Source organism: Herbiconiux sp. FW305-C-125 (assembly GCF_058783455.1).
In genome coordinates this window covers 36,038-52,758 of record NZ_JBYSYO010000001.1, presented here as the reverse complement: position 1 = coordinate 52,758, position 16,721 = coordinate 36,038, and the positions used below count along the sequence as shown (strand labels likewise).

The following is a 16,721-nucleotide window of genomic DNA, read 5'->3' as shown; positions in this document are numbered from 1 at the left end:
GCGCGCCCCGCCCCGGGCATCCGCCGCGCGTCGGCCCCCGCGTACTCCCGCGGGAGTAGGTGCGCGGAGGCGAGGACTTCAGGGGGCGCCGAGGGTGTGCGCGAGGGCGGCGGCGGCCTCGTGCGCCTCGGCGAGTTCGCGGCGGCTGCGGTCGATCTGGTCGCCGAGCGCGGGCACCGTCTCGGCGAGGGTGAGGTTGGTGGCGATGACGGTCACGTCCATGCCGAGCGCCGTACCGAGGATGAGGCGGAGGGCCGGAACCTCGTGATCCCAGCCGTCGGTGGGTGACCCGGGGTCGTAGGATGCGCCGCGACTGGTCACGATGACGGCCGGCCGGCCGGCGAGGGGCTGCGTGTCGACGTCGAACGGTGCGGTGACCGCGGGCACGTGGATGTTGTCGATCCAGGCCTTGAGGCTCGAGGGCAGGGAGTAGTTGTATAGCGGTGCGCCGATGAGCAGGGCGTCGGCGGCCAGCAGCTCGGCGATGAGGGACGCCTGCAGCGCCTCGGCGTCGGCGGGCACCGTCGTTCCGGCGGGGCGGAGGCGCGGCGGCCAGTGCAGCGCCGCATCGGCGAGGTGGGGCAGCGGATCGCGGTGCAGGTCGCGGTGCGTCACGGTGTTTCCGGGAGCCGCGGCGAGCCACGCCTCACTGAAGGAGTGCCCGATGGCGCGTGAGCGCGAGTTCTCGAGGTCGGCCGAGGAGTCCAGGTGGAGCAGGTTCGCCATGGCACCACGCTACCGCCCGAGGGCGATTTCAGGCGGTCTTCCGCGCGAGCTGCTCCTCCACCAGCGGCAGCAACTGCGCGAACCGGGAGTCGAGCACCGGCGTCATGTACCCGTCGTCGGCGCGCAGGTCGACGATCAGGGCGCGCAACCTCCCGAGCTCGTCGCTGGAGAGACTGGACAGCGAGATGTCCGAGTACGGCAGTGCCACCGCCACGGCGGCCACCTGGTCCGTCCACGTGATGCGGCCCACGATCGTCCCCCCATTTCACCCCGGAACGGCGGGGCTGTGAGGAGCATATCGGCGAGCGCGCGCCGACCGGTGGCCCCAATACGGGAGCATTCCGGCGTGTCGCCGAAATCGCCCCCGAGGCGGCTCAGGCGGGGCGGGCGAACAGGTTCACCAGGTTGCCGTCGGGGTCGCGGATGAGCGCCGACCGGTTGCCCCACGGCATGGTGGTGGGCTCGAGCACCACGTCGTCGAGACTGCTCCGCAGACGCGCGAACTCGGCGTCGACATCACCCACCTGCAACTCGATGATGACCGAGTCGTTCTGACCGGGCCGCGGTGCCCGGTCGCCGAGCATCGCGACGGTGGCGGTGCTGCCGATGGCGAGGGTGCCGGCACTCGTGCGGAACTCGGCGAACACCGGCGCAGGGCGGGTGGCGGAGACACCCAGCACGGTCTCGTAGAAGGTCACGAGCCGATCGACGTCGTCGGTGATGATGCGGATGGATGCGAACTCCACGGTGGTCCTTTCAGCGGCGGGTCAGAGCGACGGACTCATCCTGCCGCCACCCACCGACATCGAGGCCGTGGCTCAGGCCGCCGCCAGCCGCCGCGCCGCGTCGATGCCCTGGCGGGTGGCCCGCACGGCGTCGACCCGGGACGCGTCGAGCGCCCCGCCCACCACCTCGTGCCGCACCCCGAGCGCCGCGAGCGGCGCGCTCAGCGGATCGTGCGAGACCTGCCCCGCGCACACCACCACCACGTCGGCCGGCACGAGCGCCTCGCGCCCGTCCGCGAACACCACCGACACGCCCCCGGGCGTGATCTCCCGGTACTCCAGCTCGGAGAGCATCTGCACCCCGGCCTCCCGCAACTCGCCGAGCGCCACCCAGCGCGATGTCAGCCCCATGCCGGCCCCGAACTTGCCCGTTCGGCGCAACACGGTCACCGACGAACCGGGCCGAGGCTCGAACGCGGTGCCGAGGCGCGTCGACCGCACCCGCGTGCGCTGGGGAAGGGCATCCGATTCCAGGAAGGTGCTCGGCGACGCCAGCCGGAACTGCCGCTCGAACGCCCGCGCCCGCTCCGCCGGATCGTGCGAGAGCACCAGGAACTTCGCCGTGTCGATGCCGATACCGCCCCCGCCGATGATCGCCACCCGTCCGTCCGGCACCCCGTCGAGGATCGCCCGTTCGTAGCTGAGCACGTGCGGCAGCGACGCCCCCGGGATGTCGACCGTGCGCGGCCGCACCCCGGTTGCCACGACGACCCCGGCGAACCCGCCGGCCGCGAGCTCCTCCGCGGTCACCGGATGCGACAGCTCCACCCGTGCCCCGAGCTCCGCCAGGCGCGACGCGTAGTGCTCGACGGTCAGCGCGTAGTCCTCCTTGGTCGGGATGCGCGCCGCGAGCGTGAACTGCCCGCCGAGTCGCCCCTCCGCCTCGAAGAGCGTGACCCGGTTGCCCCGTGCGGCGAGGTCCTCGGCCGCGATCAGCCCGGCCGGGCCACCACCCACCACGGCGTAGTGGTCCGGCGCCGCGGTGAGGGTGAGCGGGTACCGTGTCTCGGTCGCCGCCCGCGGGTTCACGAGGCACGACACCGGCTGCTTCACGAAGGAGCGGTCGAGGCACGCCTGGTTGCAGCCGATGCACGAGTTCACCGCATCGAAATGCCCGTGCCGGGAGCGGTCGACGATCGCGGCGTCGGCGAGGAAGGGCCGCGCCAGCGCGACCGCCGTGATGAGCCCGCGCGCGAGCACATCCTCGGCGTCGCGCAGATCGGTCAGCCGGTTGCTCGCGATCACCGGCACCGCCGTCGGTGCCGACGGCTCACCGGGCAACGAGAGAGCCCGCGCCACCGCCTCGGCGTAGCGCAACCACACCCCGTGCGGCACCGCCGCCTGCACGGTCGGCACTTTCGACTCGTGCCACCCGATGCCCACGTTCAGCGCGTCGGCGCCGGCGCGCACGAGATCGCGGGCGAGGGCATCCGTCTCGTCCTGCGTGGTGGAGTCGGGCACCAGGTCGGCGCCCGACATCCGCACGATCACGGGCACGTCGAAGCCGACACCCTGCCGCACCGCGCGCAGCACCTCCACCGCGAACCGCCGTCGGCGGCGGGCGTCGCCGCCCCACTCGTCGTCGCGCCGATTGGTGACGGGGGAGCAGAACTGATTGATCAGGTAGCCCTCCGAGGCCATGATCTCCACGGCGTCGAACCCGAGCGCGACAGCCCGTTCGGCGGCGAGCCGGAAGTCGTCGATGGTGCGCAGGATGCCCGCCTCGTCGAGCTCGACCGGAACCTGCGCCCCCGCACTCCGCCACGCGAGCGGCGACGGGGCGACCGGATGCACGGGGCGGCCCTCGGCATCCGTCACCCCGTCGAGCAGGGCGTAGCGACCGGCGTGGAACAGCTGCGCCGCGATGAACCCGCCGGCGTCGTGCACCGCCGCGGCCGCCGCCGCGAACCGGGCGTCGCTCGCCGGGTCGCCCAGCACGCTGAAGTCGTCGGCGCCGCAGCCCTCGGCGTTCACCGCGAGTCCGCCGGTGATGACGAGCGTCGCGCCGCCGCGGATGCGTTCGGCGTAGTACGCCGAGAGCGCTGCCCCGCCGTCGTCGAGGGTCTCGAGCCCCGTGTGCATGCTGCCCGTGATGACACGGTGCGGCAGCTCGAGCGCGCCCAGCCGCCAGGGGGAGAAGGTGCGCTCGAGGGCGGGGGTGGCGTCGTCGCCGTGCATCCGGGTGCTCCGATCGAGAGGAGGCGAGGTGGTGGTGGGCCGAGCAGCCAGGCTACCCGCTCGGCCGGCCGCGGGAGGCCGGCGCGCTACTCGCCCGAGTACTCCACGGGCGTCACGGCCGCACCCGAGGCGCCCTCGCCGAGCACCGCCTCGCGGAGATCGCCCGTGGTGTCGGCCCAGAACGGCGGGGCGACGACGGTGAGCCCACCGTCGACCTGCAGCACCTGACCGGTGATGTACCCGGCCTTGGCCGAGAGCAGGAAGTCGGCGGCGTCGGCCATGTCGTCGGCCGTGCCCGGCCGGCCGAGCGGCACCTTCTCGAGCACCGACTGCATGGGCGCCATGCCCGGCACCCGGTGGTAGAAGTAGTCGAGCGAATCGGTGTCGATGAGCCCGCCGTTCACCGCGTTCACCGTGATGCCGCGGGGGCCGAACTCGGTGGCCATGAACTTCACGTAGGCCTCGTTCGCGGCCTTCGCCGCGCCCAGCGCCGCGTAGGTGGGGAAGGCGCGGAGCGACCCATAGCTCGTGATGGTGACGATGCGGCCGCCGTGGTCCATCAGCTCTGCGGCCCGGATGGCGCCGAGCACGAACGACCGTGTGTTCATCGCGTAGCTGCGGTCGAGGTGGTGCACCTTGAGCTGCGACACGGGCTTGAAGGCGCTCGCCGCGGCGTTCGCGACGAAACCGTCGAGCCGGCCGTAGCGGTCGCGCACCTCGTCGAACAGGCGGTCGATGTCGTCGGGGTTCTCGATGTCGGCCTGCACCGCGAATCCGGAACCGCCGGCGGCCACGACGTCGGCGAGCGACTCCTCGGCGAGGTCGGCGTTCACCTTGTAGTTCACCACCACGGCGGCGCCCTGCGCACCGAGCTTCTGCGCGAGCAGGCGCCCGATGCCGCGGGAGGCGCCGGTGATCACGACGACGCGAGGGGTGGGGGTGGTGTCGGTCATGCTCAGGCCTCGGCTTTCGGGGTCGTGGGGTGAGTGGCGAGGTGGTCGGTCAGCACGGCCCGGGCCACCACCGTCTTCTGGATCTCGTTCGTGCCCTCCTCGAAGCGCTGCGCCCGGGCGTCCCGGTACACCCGCTCGATCGGGTTGCGGGCCCAGTAGCCCTGGCCGCCGTGGATCTGCAACGCCTTGTCGGTCACCCGCGCGAGCATGTCGACGGCGACGATCTTCGATGCGCTGGAGAGCGCTCCGGCGTCGGCGGCTCCGGCCTCGTACGCTCGTGCGGCTTCGAAGATCAGCGCGCGCGCCGCCGCGATGTCGGCGTAGTTCTCGGCCAGGTAGGTCTGGATGACGGGCCGCTCGGCCAGCTTCTTGCCGAAGGTCTCCCGCTTCAGCGCGTACTCGATCGCGAGCTCCTGCGCCCGCTCGGCCAGTCCGACCGCACTCATCGCGACCGACACGCGGCTCGGCAGGAGGAACCCGCCGAGCGCCACCTTCAGCCCGTCGCCCTCCTCACCGAGCCGGGCGCTCACCGGCACGGGGGTGTCGGTGAAGTGCAGGATGGCGTGGTCGGTGCCGTGCACGCCCATGGTCTGCGAGTCATCGATGACCTCGGCGCCCGGCAGCCCGCTGTTCGGCACGAGCAGGGCGACCGTGCCGTCCTTGCCGCTCGTGCCCTCGAGCCGGGCGAAGAGCAGCCAGTAGTCGCACTTCACCCCGAAGGTGATGAGGTGCTTCTCGCCGTTGAGGTAGTAGGTGTCGCCCTCGCGCCGCACGGTCGAGCGGATGTCCGCCCCGGTTCCCGCGGTCGCCTCGGTGAGCGTGAACGCCACGAGCACCTCGCCCGCCACTGCCTTCTTCACGAGCTCGCGCTGCTCCGCGTTCGCGAACGGCTCCATGGCGCGCCAGGTGCCGTTGTTGACGTGCACGAGCATCCGGATCGAGGCGTGCGACCGCGACACGATCTCGAGCAGCTCGAGGTAGCGGGGGAAGGGGATGCCCCGCCCGCCGAGCTCGGCCGGCGCCGCCAGGCTCAGGTAGCCGCGGTCGCGCAGCTCCTCGTAGAGTTCGCGCGGCACGTCGTTCTCGGCTTCGATGCGCTCGGCCCAGAGCTCGCCGGGCCCGCGCACCCAGGCCTCGATCTCGGCCTTGAGCTGCTGGAACTCGTTCTCGTCGATGTCGCTCACGCTCGTGCGCTCTCCCTCTCGTCGTCGGACGCGTCGTGGCCGGACGCGGTCTCGGCCGCCAGCAGCGCGGCGACGCGCTCCCGCAGCAGATTCTTCTGGATCTTGCCCACCGGGTTCCGCGGCAGCGCCTCGATGTACTCCACCCGCTCGGGCCAGTAGTACTTCGACACCCGCGCCTCGGCGAGGAACTGCTGCATCTCGGTGAAGCCGAGCGGCGCTGCCCCGTCGGCGGTGACAAGGTAGGCGCACGCGCGTTCGCCGAGCCGAGCATCCGGCATCGCCACGATCGCCACGTCCTTCACCTGCGGATGCGTGAACAGCAGGTTCTCGATCTCCACCACCGGGATCTTCTCGCCACCGCGGTTGATCACGTCCTTCACCCGCCCGGTGACGTGCAGGAACCCGTCGGCGTCGACGATGCCGAGGTCGCCCGTCTTGTACCAGCCGTCGGGCGTGAAGACCTCGGTGGTGAGGTCGGGCCGGTCGAGGTAGCCGAGGAACAGGGTGGGGGAGAGCAGCTCGTAGTTGCCCTCGCGACCCGGCGGCAGCTCGACGCCCTCGTCGTCGACGATGCGGATGCGGATGCCCTCGAGCGGTCGCCCGTCGGTGCCCCACGCCGAGCCGGGCGGGTCGCTCGGCGCCGACAGCGTGCCGAGACAGGTCTCGGTGGTGCCGAACGCGCCGAGGATCGCGGTGTCGAGCACCCGGGTGGCGCGTTCGGCGAGTTCACGCGGCACGGCGGCGCCGGTCGCCACGAAGATGCGCAGGCTCTGCGGAGCGGCCGCGCCGGCCTCGACGCGCTCGACGAGGTCCATCAGGAAGGGCGTGGCCGCCTGCACGAAGCTCGCGCGGGCGCCCGCGAACGCCTGCTCGAGGGCGACCTCGGCGCTCCAGATCGGCTGCACGACGGATGCGACGCCCAGCTGCCAGCTGAGCAGCAGCCCGTAGAGGAAGCCGGTCTGGTGCGCCAGCGGGGAGGGGATGTACACGCGGTCGTCGGCGGTGAGGCCGAGGTGCGCGACCTCCATGGCGGTCGCGAGCCCCAGGGAGCGGTGCGCGTGCTGCACGCCCTTGGGTTCGCCCGTGGTGCCCGAGGTGAAAAGGAGCTGGGCGACGTCGGTGTCGGCCGGCCGCCGCGCCGCGATGGCGCCCGTATCGACCTGCACGGCAGCAGTCGCGGCGTCGAAGTCGTGCCACGCCCACGGCGCCGACTCGTCGCGCACCGCTCCAGAGCCGGCGGTGGGGCCGGCGCCCGCGCGCAGGGCGCCTGCGGGGTCGCGGTCGGGCACCACGAGCACGTGCTCGACGTGCAGCGTGCGGCCGCTCGACGCGGCTTCGCGCAGCACCGCGCCGAGCTCGTCGGCGTGCCGGCGCTTGCGGAACGACTCCGGCAGTACGAGCACCCGCGCCTTGGCTCGGGCGAGCACCATCGCCACCTCGCGTTCGCCGAACACGGGCATGATCGGGGCCACGACCGCACCGATCTGCAGCACGCCCAGCGTGACGGTGACGCACTCCGCCCAGTTCGGCAGCTGGAACGCGACCGACTCGCCGCGCCGCACGCCGAGGTCGAGCAGCACGGCCGACACCCGATCGGCCTCGGCCTTGAGTTCGGCCCAGCTGAGCGTGCGGGGGCGCTCGCCGACCTCGATGACGGCCGGCGCATCCGGTTGCGCACGCACGAGCGCCTCGACGGCCGCGGTGACTCCGAGGCCGGCGGTCGCGCCGCTCACGAGGCGAGCGCCTGCTGCGACTGCGCCTTGTCGGCGTCCGCGAGCGAGGTGATCGCCATGTCGAGCCCGACGCTCGTCATCGCCTGCAGGAACGTGGGGTACGAGATGCGGTACGCGCGCGGATAGGTGAGCCGCGACTCCCCGGTGGCGCGGGTGGCCGCGACCGAGAGCGACATCAGCACCCGGTGGTCGTTGAACGACGACATGGGGGCGCCGTGCAGGGCGTCCACCCCCGTGATCCGCAGCTCGGAGCCGGTGTCGACCAGGTCGCCGCCCAGCTTGTTGAGCTGCAGCATCGCGTTCACCCGGTCGGACTCCTTCAAGCGGATGTGCGCCACGTTCCGGAGCCGTGAGGTGCCACGCGCGAAGGTCGCGAGCGCCGAGAGCACGGGGAGCAGATCGGGGATGGGCTGGCAGTCGATGTCGAGTGGTGCGAGCTCGATGCCGTCGTGGCGCACCCGCACGAATCCGGTCTCCTCGTCGCGCTCCATCGGCAGGCCCATGGCCGCGACGAGGTCGAGGAACTCGGCCTCGGGGTGGTCGGTCTCGGCCGAGGTGGTGGCGGTGAGGCCGCGGAAGAGCACATCGGCGGGGTGGATGGCGGCGGCCGCCAGCCCGAACGCCGCAGAGCCGACATCCGGCGGGATGGTGTAGTCGGCGGCGGTCGCGGTCTGGCCTGCCGGGACGGTGTAGGTGCGCCAGTCGTCGGAGTGCTCCACGACGAGCCCCCAGTGCCGCATCATGCGCACCGTGAGCTCGACGTAGGGCTGCTCGTTGAGCTCGCCCTGCACCTCGATGGTGGTCTCCCGCTCGGCGAAGGGGGCGAGCAGCAGCAGCCCCGAGAGCCACTGCGAGAGCGTGCCGGGAATGGTGACGTGACCGCCGGCGGGCGTGCCGGGTTGCACCGTGATGGGCGGGCAGTCGTTCTCGGCCGAGTACCGCACGCCGAGCTGCGCCAGGGAATCGAGCAGCGCCTTGATTGGCCGGCGGCGGAAGTACTTCATGCCGGTGAGGGTGATCGGCCGGTCGGCGAGAGCTGCCAGGCCGGTCATGAAGTAGAGCGTGGTGCCCGACGAACCCACGTTGAGCAGTCCCTCGGCCGAGATCGAGCCGTGATCGACGACACCGCCCCGCGTGTGATAGCGGCCGCCGTGCACCACGTAGGTGTCGCCGTCGATCTCGATCCTCGTGCCGAGCGCGCGCAGCACCCCCACGGTCCAGACCACCTGGCGGGTCTCGGACAGCCCGCGCACGACGCTGCGACCGGGCGCGAGCGAGGCGAGCACGAGGGCGCGATGGGCGTGGTACTTCGAGACCGGGATGTTCAGATCGCCATGGATTCGGGTGTCGGAACCGCTCACGAACAACTGCACGCCAGTGCACCTCCTGAAGATGTGTCGCGGGCTCCGGAAAGGGGAGTCGCACAGGCAACGAAAAGGTATCGGAGACAATATTGCCACTTCGCCTGCGGCCTCGTCGCCACCCGGGTAGGGTCAGAAGGTCGTGCGGGCCAACGGGTGATCGCTGCCGGCGAGCCGGATGTCGACCGCGCGCAGCTGTGCGGTGGGGATGCTCGTCGATGCCGAGAGGTTGCCCGCCGCCTCCCCGGCCGCCGACCAGCTGGCCACCGTCGTCTCGGTGCCCCGCGCATCCGTCACCACGAGGTCGTAGGTGAGGTCGGGGGCGCCCGGGTAGCCGGGCCGGCCGGTGCCGTAGCTGCAGCTCCAGTCGAAGCGGGTGCCCCAGCCCTTCTCGGTGACGGCGAGCTCCGCCTCGACTCCGCCCGGCTCGACGGGGGTCATGGCACGAGCCACCCCGTCGCCGATCGGTGCGACGTTGGCGTCGGGCCCGCCGGGCGCGGCCGTCGATGTGGCGACCGCGAGTGGCGTGCTGCGCTCCGCCGCCGTGCCGAAGCCGAAGCCCGCGAACACGCCGGCCACGGCGAGTGCCGCGCCGACGCCGGCGACCAGGGCGATCATCCGCCGCCTCGTGCGCCGCCGGCGCCGGCCCACCCGCTGGGCGAGCTGGTGCACGAGGTCGGGCTGGGTCCGCTCGGGCGCCGCGGGCTCGTCGAGCAGCGCGACCGCTTCGGCCGGGCTCAGGGCGCCGAGGATGCCCGGGAGCCCCGCGAGCTCGGCGACCGCGGCCGTGCAGGCGGCGCACGTGGCGAGATGCCGCTCGAAGGCGCGGCGGTCGTCGGGGCTCAGCATGCCCATCACGTAGGCGGCGTCCCAGTCCCGGAACGGATCGCCCCGCACCGGCTCGGCGGGTGCGCTCGGCTCGCTCATTCGGTCACCCCCCGCTCCTGCAGGGCGAGGCGCAGCGCCCGCAACGCGTAGTGGATGCGCGACCGCACCGTGCCCACCGGCACGCCCTCCTGCTCGGCGATCTCCGCGGCCGAGCGGCCGAGGTAGTACGAGCTCACGACGGCGGTGCGGTGCTCGATCGAGAGCGAGCGGAGCGCGTCGGAGAGCAGCCACTTGTCGAGCACCGCATCCGTCTCGTCGTGCACGCCCCGGTCGGGCACGTCGTCGGTCGCGAACTCGTGCGCGTGCCGGGCGCTGCGCCGGTCGTCGATGACGAGGTTGCGCGCCACCGTGAACAGCCACGCCCGGGCGGCGTCGTCGCTCTGCTCGAGGATGGCGGGCGACCGCCAGGCCCGCAGCAGGGCCTCCTGCACCACGTCCTGGGCCAGATTCTGGTCCTGGGTGAGGCGCACGACGTAGCGGAACAACGCCGGCCCGTGGGCGTCGTGGATCGCCCGCAGCAGTTCCGCCTGATCCTCCGACATCGTTCCTCCATCAAGCACAACGGAACAGCCGCCCGGTTCGTTCAATCGTGCGCCGTGCATCCGCCGGCACGCTCGCTCAGGGTGCCACGAAGAGTCCGGCCGCGACGTCGTCGGGGGCCTGCCGCTTCATGAGGAAGTGCTGCTTCTTGCCCGTCGCGGTGTACGGCAGGTCGTCGACGAAGGCATAACGGCGCGGGCGCTTGAAGCGGGCGAGCGCGACGCTGTCCTGGCAGAACCGGTCGAGCTCGGTCGCTGCGGCAGCCGCATCCTCGAGCACTCCCGCGCGGCGCTTGACGTAGGCCACCACGACCTCGCCCCACTCCGCGTCCGGCACCGCGGTCACGATGCTGTCGGCGACTCCCGGATGCCCGGCCAGCACCTCCTCGATCTGCACCGGATGCACGTTCTCGCCGCCCGAGATGATCATGTCGTCCTTCCGGCCGACGATCGTCACGATCTCGTCGCCGTCCCAGGTGGCGAGGTCGCCCGGGTAGACCCAGCCGTCGCGGAACTTCTTCGCCTGCTCCTCGGGGTTGTGCATGTAGGAGTAGCCGCTCTTGACCGAGCGCATGATCACCTCGCCCACGGTGCTGCCGTCCTGCGGCACGGTGTCGGTGGGGTCGGCCATCCGGTCGGGGTAGACGTTCACCACCACCACGTCGTCGTCCAGGCACGCGCGACCGGATGCGCCGGCGGCGTCGGGCAGGTCCTCCGGGCGCAGGTAGGTGTTCCAGAACGCCTCAGTGGTGCCGTAGCCGTTGGCGATGCGCGGGGTGATGGTGCGCTGGTAGCGCAGCGCGGCGGCGCGCTCGAGCGGCGCGCCCATCGTGACGATGCCGGAGAGGGAGGAGAGGTCGCGCGGGCGTGCCTCCTGCTCGTCGGCGAGGCGCTCGAGGTTGGTCGGCGCGCCGATCACGTACGTGAGGCCGTGCTGCTCGATGAGGTCGAGCACGAGTCCGGGATCGAACTGCGGCAGCGTCACCACCTCCGAGCCCACGTAGAACGCCGTGTTCGGGCCCGCGCAGTAGTTGCCCCCGCGGTGGAACCAGGGCGACATGTTCATCGTCTTGTCGGTGGGCCCGAGCGGGAAGTGCATGATCGCGTCGTGCGCGGTGAGCACCTCGTTGAGGCTCGTCAGCGGCACCGCCTTGGGCATGCCGGTGGTGCCGCTGGTGTAGAGCCGGGAGGTCTCGTCCCACACCGACCCGCCCTCGGGCGCACGGAAGCTCGGCGCCCCGGCCACGAGCAGCTCGGCGAACGGCACCGTCCCCGGCACGAGCTCCGCGGCCCGGGCCACGTCGGCGGGGGAGCCGACCGCGGCGAGCACCGCGGGAACGTGCGCGGTGAGGCCGAGTGCGGTGGCGACATCCGGTGCCGCCGCCGCTTCGAACACGAAGATCGTCGGCTTCGACTCGGTGAGGATGTGCGCCGTCTCGGCCGGTGCCAGCCGGAAGTTCATCGGCGACGACACTGCCCGCAGCCCCTGGGCCGCGAGGTAGAGGAAGGCGAACTCGGGCCGGTTCATCAGCTGGTAGCCCACGATGTCGCCGACGCCCACGCCGCGCTGCGCGAGTCCGGCGACCAGGGCTCCGGTGACCTCGCCGAGCTGCCGATACGTCCACGATTCGCCGGTGGTCGAGTCGGTGAGCGCCGTGCGGTTCGCGTAGCGATGCGTGTTGCGCTCGAACGCCGAGGCGTAGGTGAAGTGCTGCTCGAAGACCTCGCGGAAGGCGCTCGGGTCGTAGTCGGTGTTGGGGGTGGCGTCGATGCTCATGGGACCTCGTTCTGTCGGATTCCAGATATACAACCGTCGGCGCGTCCCCGTCATCCCGGGCCGCGTTTTCGGTGTCGTGCCGCCAGGCCTTGCGTTCCGGGCGGCCGGATGCTCAGACTGACTCATGGCCGACGACGAGAACGACCGCGTGACCGCCTGGATCGACGGCTACCGGCGCGCCTGGGAGTCCAACGACCCCGACGACATCCGCGCGCTCTTCGCCCCCGGCGCGGAGTACCGCACCGAACCCTACGCCGACCCGTGGGTGGGTCACGACGAGATCGTGGCCGGCTGGCTCGAGGCGCAGGACGACCCGGGCGAGACCACCTTCTCGTGGCATCCGGTGGCCGTCGACGGCGCCGTCGCGGTGGTTCAGGGCACCACGGTGTACTCGGGCGGGCCGGTCTACAGCAACCTCTGGGTGCTGCGATTCGCCGACGACGGCCGGGCGACGGCATTCACCGAGTGGTGGATGGAGCAGCCCTTCGACGAGGGGGCCTAAGGGTCTGTACCCCGTGTCGCCCGGCTGTTAGGGTGAGCGGCACCGGCGGCGGGGACGAGCCCGCCGCATCCGGGCGCCGGGCGTCCGGTGGGGCATCCGGTCAGTGTCGACCGGGGTAGGGGGCAGCACATGGCCACGACAGCACGAATCACGCTCCGGAAGGCGATCGCGGGCGGCGGCGTCGTGTCGCTCGTCGTCGCGGGACTCATGGTCGGCGCGGGAGCGGGTGCGGCGAACGCGGCTCTGCCGCAGGCACCCGTGGTCTTCGACGATCCGGGCAGCACCGCGAGCTGGACGGTGCCGGCCGGTGTGAGCTCCGTGGTGCTCAGCCTGAACGGCGCCTCGGGCGGTCGCGGTGGCGGCACGAACGGCGGAGCAGCCGGCGCGGGCGCGGCGCTCTCGGGCACGCTCGCGGTGACGGCCGGCGACGAGCTGACCGTCTACGTCGGCGAGGCGGGCACCGACGGCTACCGCCTCGAAGCGGGCGACCCCGGCTACGACGGACCGAGCGACGGCGACGCCGGCGTCGGTGGCCAGGGCTGGACGGAGGGTGGCGAGGGCGGTCACGGCTCGTTCCTCGCGCGCTCCGGCGGCGGTGGCGGCGGATCGACCGCGGTGATCGTGAACGGCGACACGGCGAACGCCGTCGTGGCCGCCGGCGGAGCGGGTGGCGGAGGCCGCGGAGTGGTCGGTTTCTGCTTCGGTGGTGACGCCGGGAACGCGGGCGAGGCCGGGCACGCCCCGCGCGACGACGACGCCCTGCCGGGCGACCCCGAGTTCGGCCTGCACTGCCTCGCCGAGGGTGCGGGCGGCGTGCTCAACGACTCGGCCGACGGTGACGGCACCAACGGCGGCGACGTCGACTTCCTCGGCGGTGGTGGCGGGGGCGGTGGCGCCTCGTTCTTCGGCGACGGTCTCTCCGGTGGCGAGGGCGGGCACGCCGGCGCCCTGATCCAGACCGATGACGGCGACCCGGCGACCCCGCCCCAGGCGGTCGGTTCGGTCGACGGCGGCATCAGCTTCGGCCTCGGCGGAGGTGGTGGCGGAGGCGCCGGCGGCGGCAGTTCGACCAGCGGGCTCGAGGACACCAGCACGGGGCTCGCCGAGCTCGGCGACGGCTCGGTGACCATCACGTACAGCGTGGAATACGCCACGGCGACCGACATCGCCGTCGCCCCGGCCGCGCCGGTGTTCGCCGACGACCTGACCGTCACGGTGACGGTCTCGAACCTGACCACGGTGGATGTGCCCGTCGGCACGGTGTCGCTGCAGCTCGGCACCGACACCCCGCTCAGCGCGCCGGTGGTCGACGGTGCGGCCGTGTTCACGCTGACGGCGCCCTATCCTGCGGGCATGCATCCGGTCTCCGCGGCGTTCGTGCCGGCCGACATCTCGCCGTTCACGCCCTCCTCGGCCGAGACGACGCTCAGCATCGCGAAAGCACCGACCACCACCACGCTGACGGTCGCTCCGACGAGCGTTCGGGTGGGGGCGGCGGTGACGCTCACGGCCGCGGTCGGCTCAGCCACCGACGTGGTCCCGACGGGCACCGTGGCCTTCTACCGCGGGTCGCAGCACCTCGGTGACGCCACCGTCTCGGCCACCGGCACCGCCACCGCGACCCTCACGCCGAACTCGGCGGGCAGCGGGGCCATCACGGCGCGCTTCCTCGGCGACGCGAACTTCGTCGAGTCGACGAGCGCGCCGGTCACGCTCACCGTCTCGGCGGCGCCGGCGAAACCCGCCGTGCTGGCGAACACGGGGCTCTCGGTGAACGGCGTGCTGCCGTGGGCGATCGCGTTGCTCGTCGCGGGCGCTGCGGCCTACGCCGTCGGCACGGTGCTGCGCGCCCGGGCCCGAGCGCGCGCCTAGGGTGTGCCCAAGGGGTAGCCCGGCGCGGAGTGGGCCCGGCGGAAGCGACAGGCGGGCGGCGGGGATAGTCTGACGGAATGAGCTCGGGGCCGGTCGACGTGGTGGTGGTCGGCAGCGGGCCGAACGGGCTCGCCGCGGCCGTCACGATGGCCAGGGCCGGCCTGTCGGTGCGCGTGTTCGAGGCGGCGGGGACGGCGGGCGGCGGATCGCGCTCGGCCGAGCTCACGCTGCCGGGGCACCTGCACGACGTGTGCTCGGCCGTGCATCCGATGGCCTTCGCCTCGCCGTTCTTCCGCGCGTTCGGCATCGACCGGCGCGTCGACTTCGTCACGCCCGAGGTGTCGTACGCCCAAGTGCTCGACGGCGGCCGCGCTGCGCTCGCCTGGCACGACCTCGAGCGCACCGCCGAGGGCCTCGGAGCCGACGGTGCGGCGTGGCGGCGCCTGTTCGAGCCGCTGCTGATGGAGCGCGACGCCGTGGTCGATTTCGCGATGTCGCCCATTCTGCGCGGGCCGAGGCATCCGTTCGCCGCCACCGCGATGGGGCTGCGGATGCTCGCCTCGGCCCGCGCGGCCGACGCCGGCTTCCGCACCGAAGAGGCCGGCGCCCTTCTCGCCGGGGTGAGTGCCCACTCGATCGGGCCGGTGGCCTCGCTCGGCGCCCGGGCGGCGGGCCTGCTGCTCGGCATGCTGGCGCACGCGCCGGGGGGCTGGCCGATCCCGGTCGGCGGATCGCAGGCGATCGTCGACGCCCTGGTCGCCGATCTGCGCGCGAACGGGGGCGAGCTCGTGACCGAGACGCGCATCCACTCGCTGCGGGAATTGCCGAGTGCGCACGCGGTGCTGCTCGACGTGACGCCGCGCGCCCTCGACGGCATCGCCGGCGACCTGCTGCCGAACGGCTACCGCAGCGTGCTGCGCCGGTTCCGCTACGGCAACGCGGCCGCGAAGGTCGACTACGTGCTCGACGGGCCCGTGCCCTGGGCGAACGCCGAGGTGGCGCGCGCCGGCACGGTGCACATCGGGGGCAGCGCCGCCGAGATCGATGCGGGGGAGCGCCAACTCGCCCGGGGTGTGCACCCGAAGCAGCCCTATGTGCTCGTCTCGCAGCCGAGCGGCTTCGACCCCTCGCGGGCGCCGGCCGGGCACACCGTGCTCTGGGCGTACACGCATGTGCCCCGGGCATCCGGTCGCGACATGACGGATGCGGTCACCGCCCGCATCGAGCAGTACGCGCCCGGCTTCCGCGACCGCATCGTGGCATCGGCTGCCATTCCCGCCTCGGCGATGCAGCTCTACAACCCCAACTACATCGATGGCGACATCGCGAGCGGTGCCGCCTCGGTGGGGCAGCTCGTGGCGCGCCCGGTGCTCTCGGGCACGCCGTGGCGCACGCCGCTCGGCGGGGTGTACCTGTGCTCGGCCTCGACCTCGCCCGGCCCGGGCGTGCACGGCATGGCCGGCTGGCACGCCGCTCGCACGGCCCTCCGCGACGTCTTCGGCATCGCGACGCCCCCGCCCCTGGCCCCCTGAGCGGTCAGAGGTCGAGGGTGTCGCCGGGCTGGAGGGCGACGTACTCGCCGCCGCCCTGCTCGGTGGCCCAGGCCAGGCGGTCGGCCGCCATGTTCTTGCCCGCCACCGAGAGCACCATCTCGTGGGTGCCGAAGGCCCGCCGGGGCGCCACCTCGAGCACGTAGTCCATCGCCTCGCCGATCTTCAGCCACGGCGCCCCGGCGGGGGCCGCGAGCAGGTCGACGGCCACTCCCTCCGGCACGGCGAACGAGTCGCCCGGGTAGTACAGCACCTCGTTGATGAGCACGCCCACGTTGTCGACCACGGGGATCGACGAGTGGATGACCGCGTGCCGCCCCCCGAAGAAGCGCAGGCGGAACGGCCCGACCTCGAGCGCGTCACCCGGCTGCACCTGCTCGACCGTGAGGCAGGCCTCGGCCGCCGCCGTCACGACGCCCTCGGGCCCGATGAGACGCGCGTCGGGCGAGGCGTCCAGGATGCGGTTCAGCTGCTCGGGCGTCCAGTGATCCTGGTGCTCATGGGTGATCACGACGGCAACCGTCTCGGCCGCCTCCGTGATCGGGGTGGTGAAGACTCCCGGATCGACGAAGAGCTTCTTGCCGGACTGTTCGAGCAGGAGGGCGGCGTGTTCGAATTTCGTGAGTCTCATGTTTCCCGACTCAACACCCGCGCATCGCGTTCTGCAAGTTGG

General features: G+C 72.5%; 15 protein-coding genes. 3 read left to right on the top strand and 12 right to left on the bottom strand.

The window, feature by feature from the left end; all coding sequences use genetic code 11:
* Nucleotides 1-78 precede the first annotated feature (78 nt).
* The 11 genes from AC3WLB_RS00270 to AC3WLB_RS00220 form a co-directional block, all read right to left on the bottom strand.
* A complete protein-coding gene (locus AC3WLB_RS00270; RefSeq protein WP_492502375.1) occupies nt 79-726 on the bottom strand; it encodes an FMN-dependent NADH-azoreductase in 648 nt (215 codons plus the stop codon).
* Nucleotides 727-754: 28 nt separating this feature from the next.
* A complete protein-coding gene (locus tag AC3WLB_RS00265) occupies nt 755-976 on the bottom strand; it encodes a hypothetical protein (RefSeq protein WP_022895425.1) in 222 nt (73 codons plus the stop codon).
* A 124-nt stretch (nt 977-1,100) separates the two neighbouring features.
* Nucleotides 1,101-1,472, bottom strand: a complete 372-nt coding sequence (locus AC3WLB_RS00260) for a VOC family protein (protein ID WP_492502374.1) — start codon at nt 1,470-1,472, stop codon at nt 1,101-1,103.
* Between the two features lie 72 nt (nt 1,473-1,544).
* The gene (locus AC3WLB_RS00255; protein ID WP_492502373.1) at nt 1,545-3,689 is read right to left on the bottom strand and encodes an oxidoreductase; all 2,145 of its coding nucleotides are present in this window, start codon (nt 3,687-3,689) and stop codon (nt 1,545-1,547) included.
* 86 nt (nt 3,690-3,775) lie between these two features.
* On the bottom strand, nt 3,776-4,642 hold the full coding sequence (locus AC3WLB_RS00250; protein WP_022895422.1) for an SDR family oxidoreductase: 867 nt from the start codon (nt 4,640-4,642) through the stop codon (nt 3,776-3,778).
* A gap of 2 nt (nt 4,643-4,644) precedes the next feature.
* On the bottom strand, nt 4,645-5,826 hold the full coding sequence (locus AC3WLB_RS00245; protein WP_492502372.1) for an acyl-CoA dehydrogenase family protein: 1,182 nt from the start codon (nt 5,824-5,826) through the stop codon (nt 4,645-4,647).
* Complete coding sequence (locus AC3WLB_RS00240) at nt 5,823-7,559, bottom strand: AMP-binding protein (RefSeq protein ID WP_492502371.1); 1,737 nt, start codon at nt 7,557-7,559, stop codon at nt 5,823-5,825. Before AC3WLB_RS00240 ends, AC3WLB_RS00245 begins: the two co-directional genes overlap by 4 nt.
* Nucleotides 7,556-8,920 carry a 3-phosphoshikimate 1-carboxyvinyltransferase gene (gene aroA / locus AC3WLB_RS00235; RefSeq protein WP_492502370.1) on the bottom strand — a complete coding sequence of 455 codons (1,365 nt, stop codon included), beginning with the start codon at nt 8,918-8,920 and terminating at the stop codon, nt 7,556-7,558. The genes AC3WLB_RS00240 and aroA overlap by 4 nt, the downstream gene beginning before the upstream one ends.
* A 132-nt stretch (nt 8,921-9,052) precedes the next feature.
* Entirely contained in the window at nt 9,053-9,847 is a 795-nt protein-coding gene (locus tag AC3WLB_RS00230) for a zf-HC2 domain-containing protein (protein WP_492502369.1), read from the bottom strand.
* The gene (locus AC3WLB_RS00225) at nt 9,844-10,350 is read right to left on the bottom strand and encodes a sigma-70 family RNA polymerase sigma factor (protein WP_492502368.1); all 507 of its coding nucleotides are present in this window, start codon (nt 10,348-10,350) and stop codon (nt 9,844-9,846) included. Before AC3WLB_RS00225 ends, AC3WLB_RS00230 begins: the two co-directional genes overlap by 4 nt.
* A 76-nt stretch (nt 10,351-10,426) precedes the next feature.
* A complete protein-coding gene (locus AC3WLB_RS00220) occupies nt 10,427-12,124 on the bottom strand; it encodes a class I adenylate-forming enzyme family protein (protein ID WP_492502367.1) in 1,698 nt (565 codons plus the stop codon).
* 124 nt (nt 12,125-12,248) lie between these two features.
* On the opposite strand from AC3WLB_RS00220, the gene AC3WLB_RS00215 reads away from it, so the two are divergent.
* From AC3WLB_RS00215 to AC3WLB_RS00205, 3 genes are all read left to right on the top strand, one after another.
* Complete coding sequence (locus tag AC3WLB_RS00215; RefSeq protein ID WP_492502366.1) at nt 12,249-12,626, top strand: nuclear transport factor 2 family protein; 378 nt, start codon at nt 12,249-12,251, stop codon at nt 12,624-12,626.
* A 129-nt stretch (nt 12,627-12,755) separates the two neighbouring features.
* On the top strand, nt 12,756-14,498 hold the full coding sequence (locus AC3WLB_RS00210; RefSeq protein ID WP_492502365.1) for an Ig-like domain-containing protein: 1,743 nt from the start codon (nt 12,756-12,758) through the stop codon (nt 14,496-14,498).
* A 77-nt stretch (nt 14,499-14,575) separates the two neighbouring features.
* The gene (locus tag AC3WLB_RS00205; RefSeq protein ID WP_492502364.1) at nt 14,576-16,030 is read left to right on the top strand and encodes a phytoene desaturase family protein; all 1,455 of its coding nucleotides are present in this window, start codon (nt 14,576-14,578) and stop codon (nt 16,028-16,030) included.
* Nucleotides 16,031-16,034: 4 nt separating this feature from the next.
* On the opposite strand, the gene AC3WLB_RS00200 is transcribed toward AC3WLB_RS00205, so the two are convergent.
* Nucleotides 16,035-16,679 (bottom strand): MBL fold metallo-hydrolase, encoded by a 645-nt coding sequence (locus tag AC3WLB_RS00200; RefSeq protein WP_492502363.1) that lies wholly within the window; start codon nt 16,677-16,679, stop codon nt 16,035-16,037.
* Between the last annotated feature and the right edge of the window lie 42 nt (nt 16,680-16,721).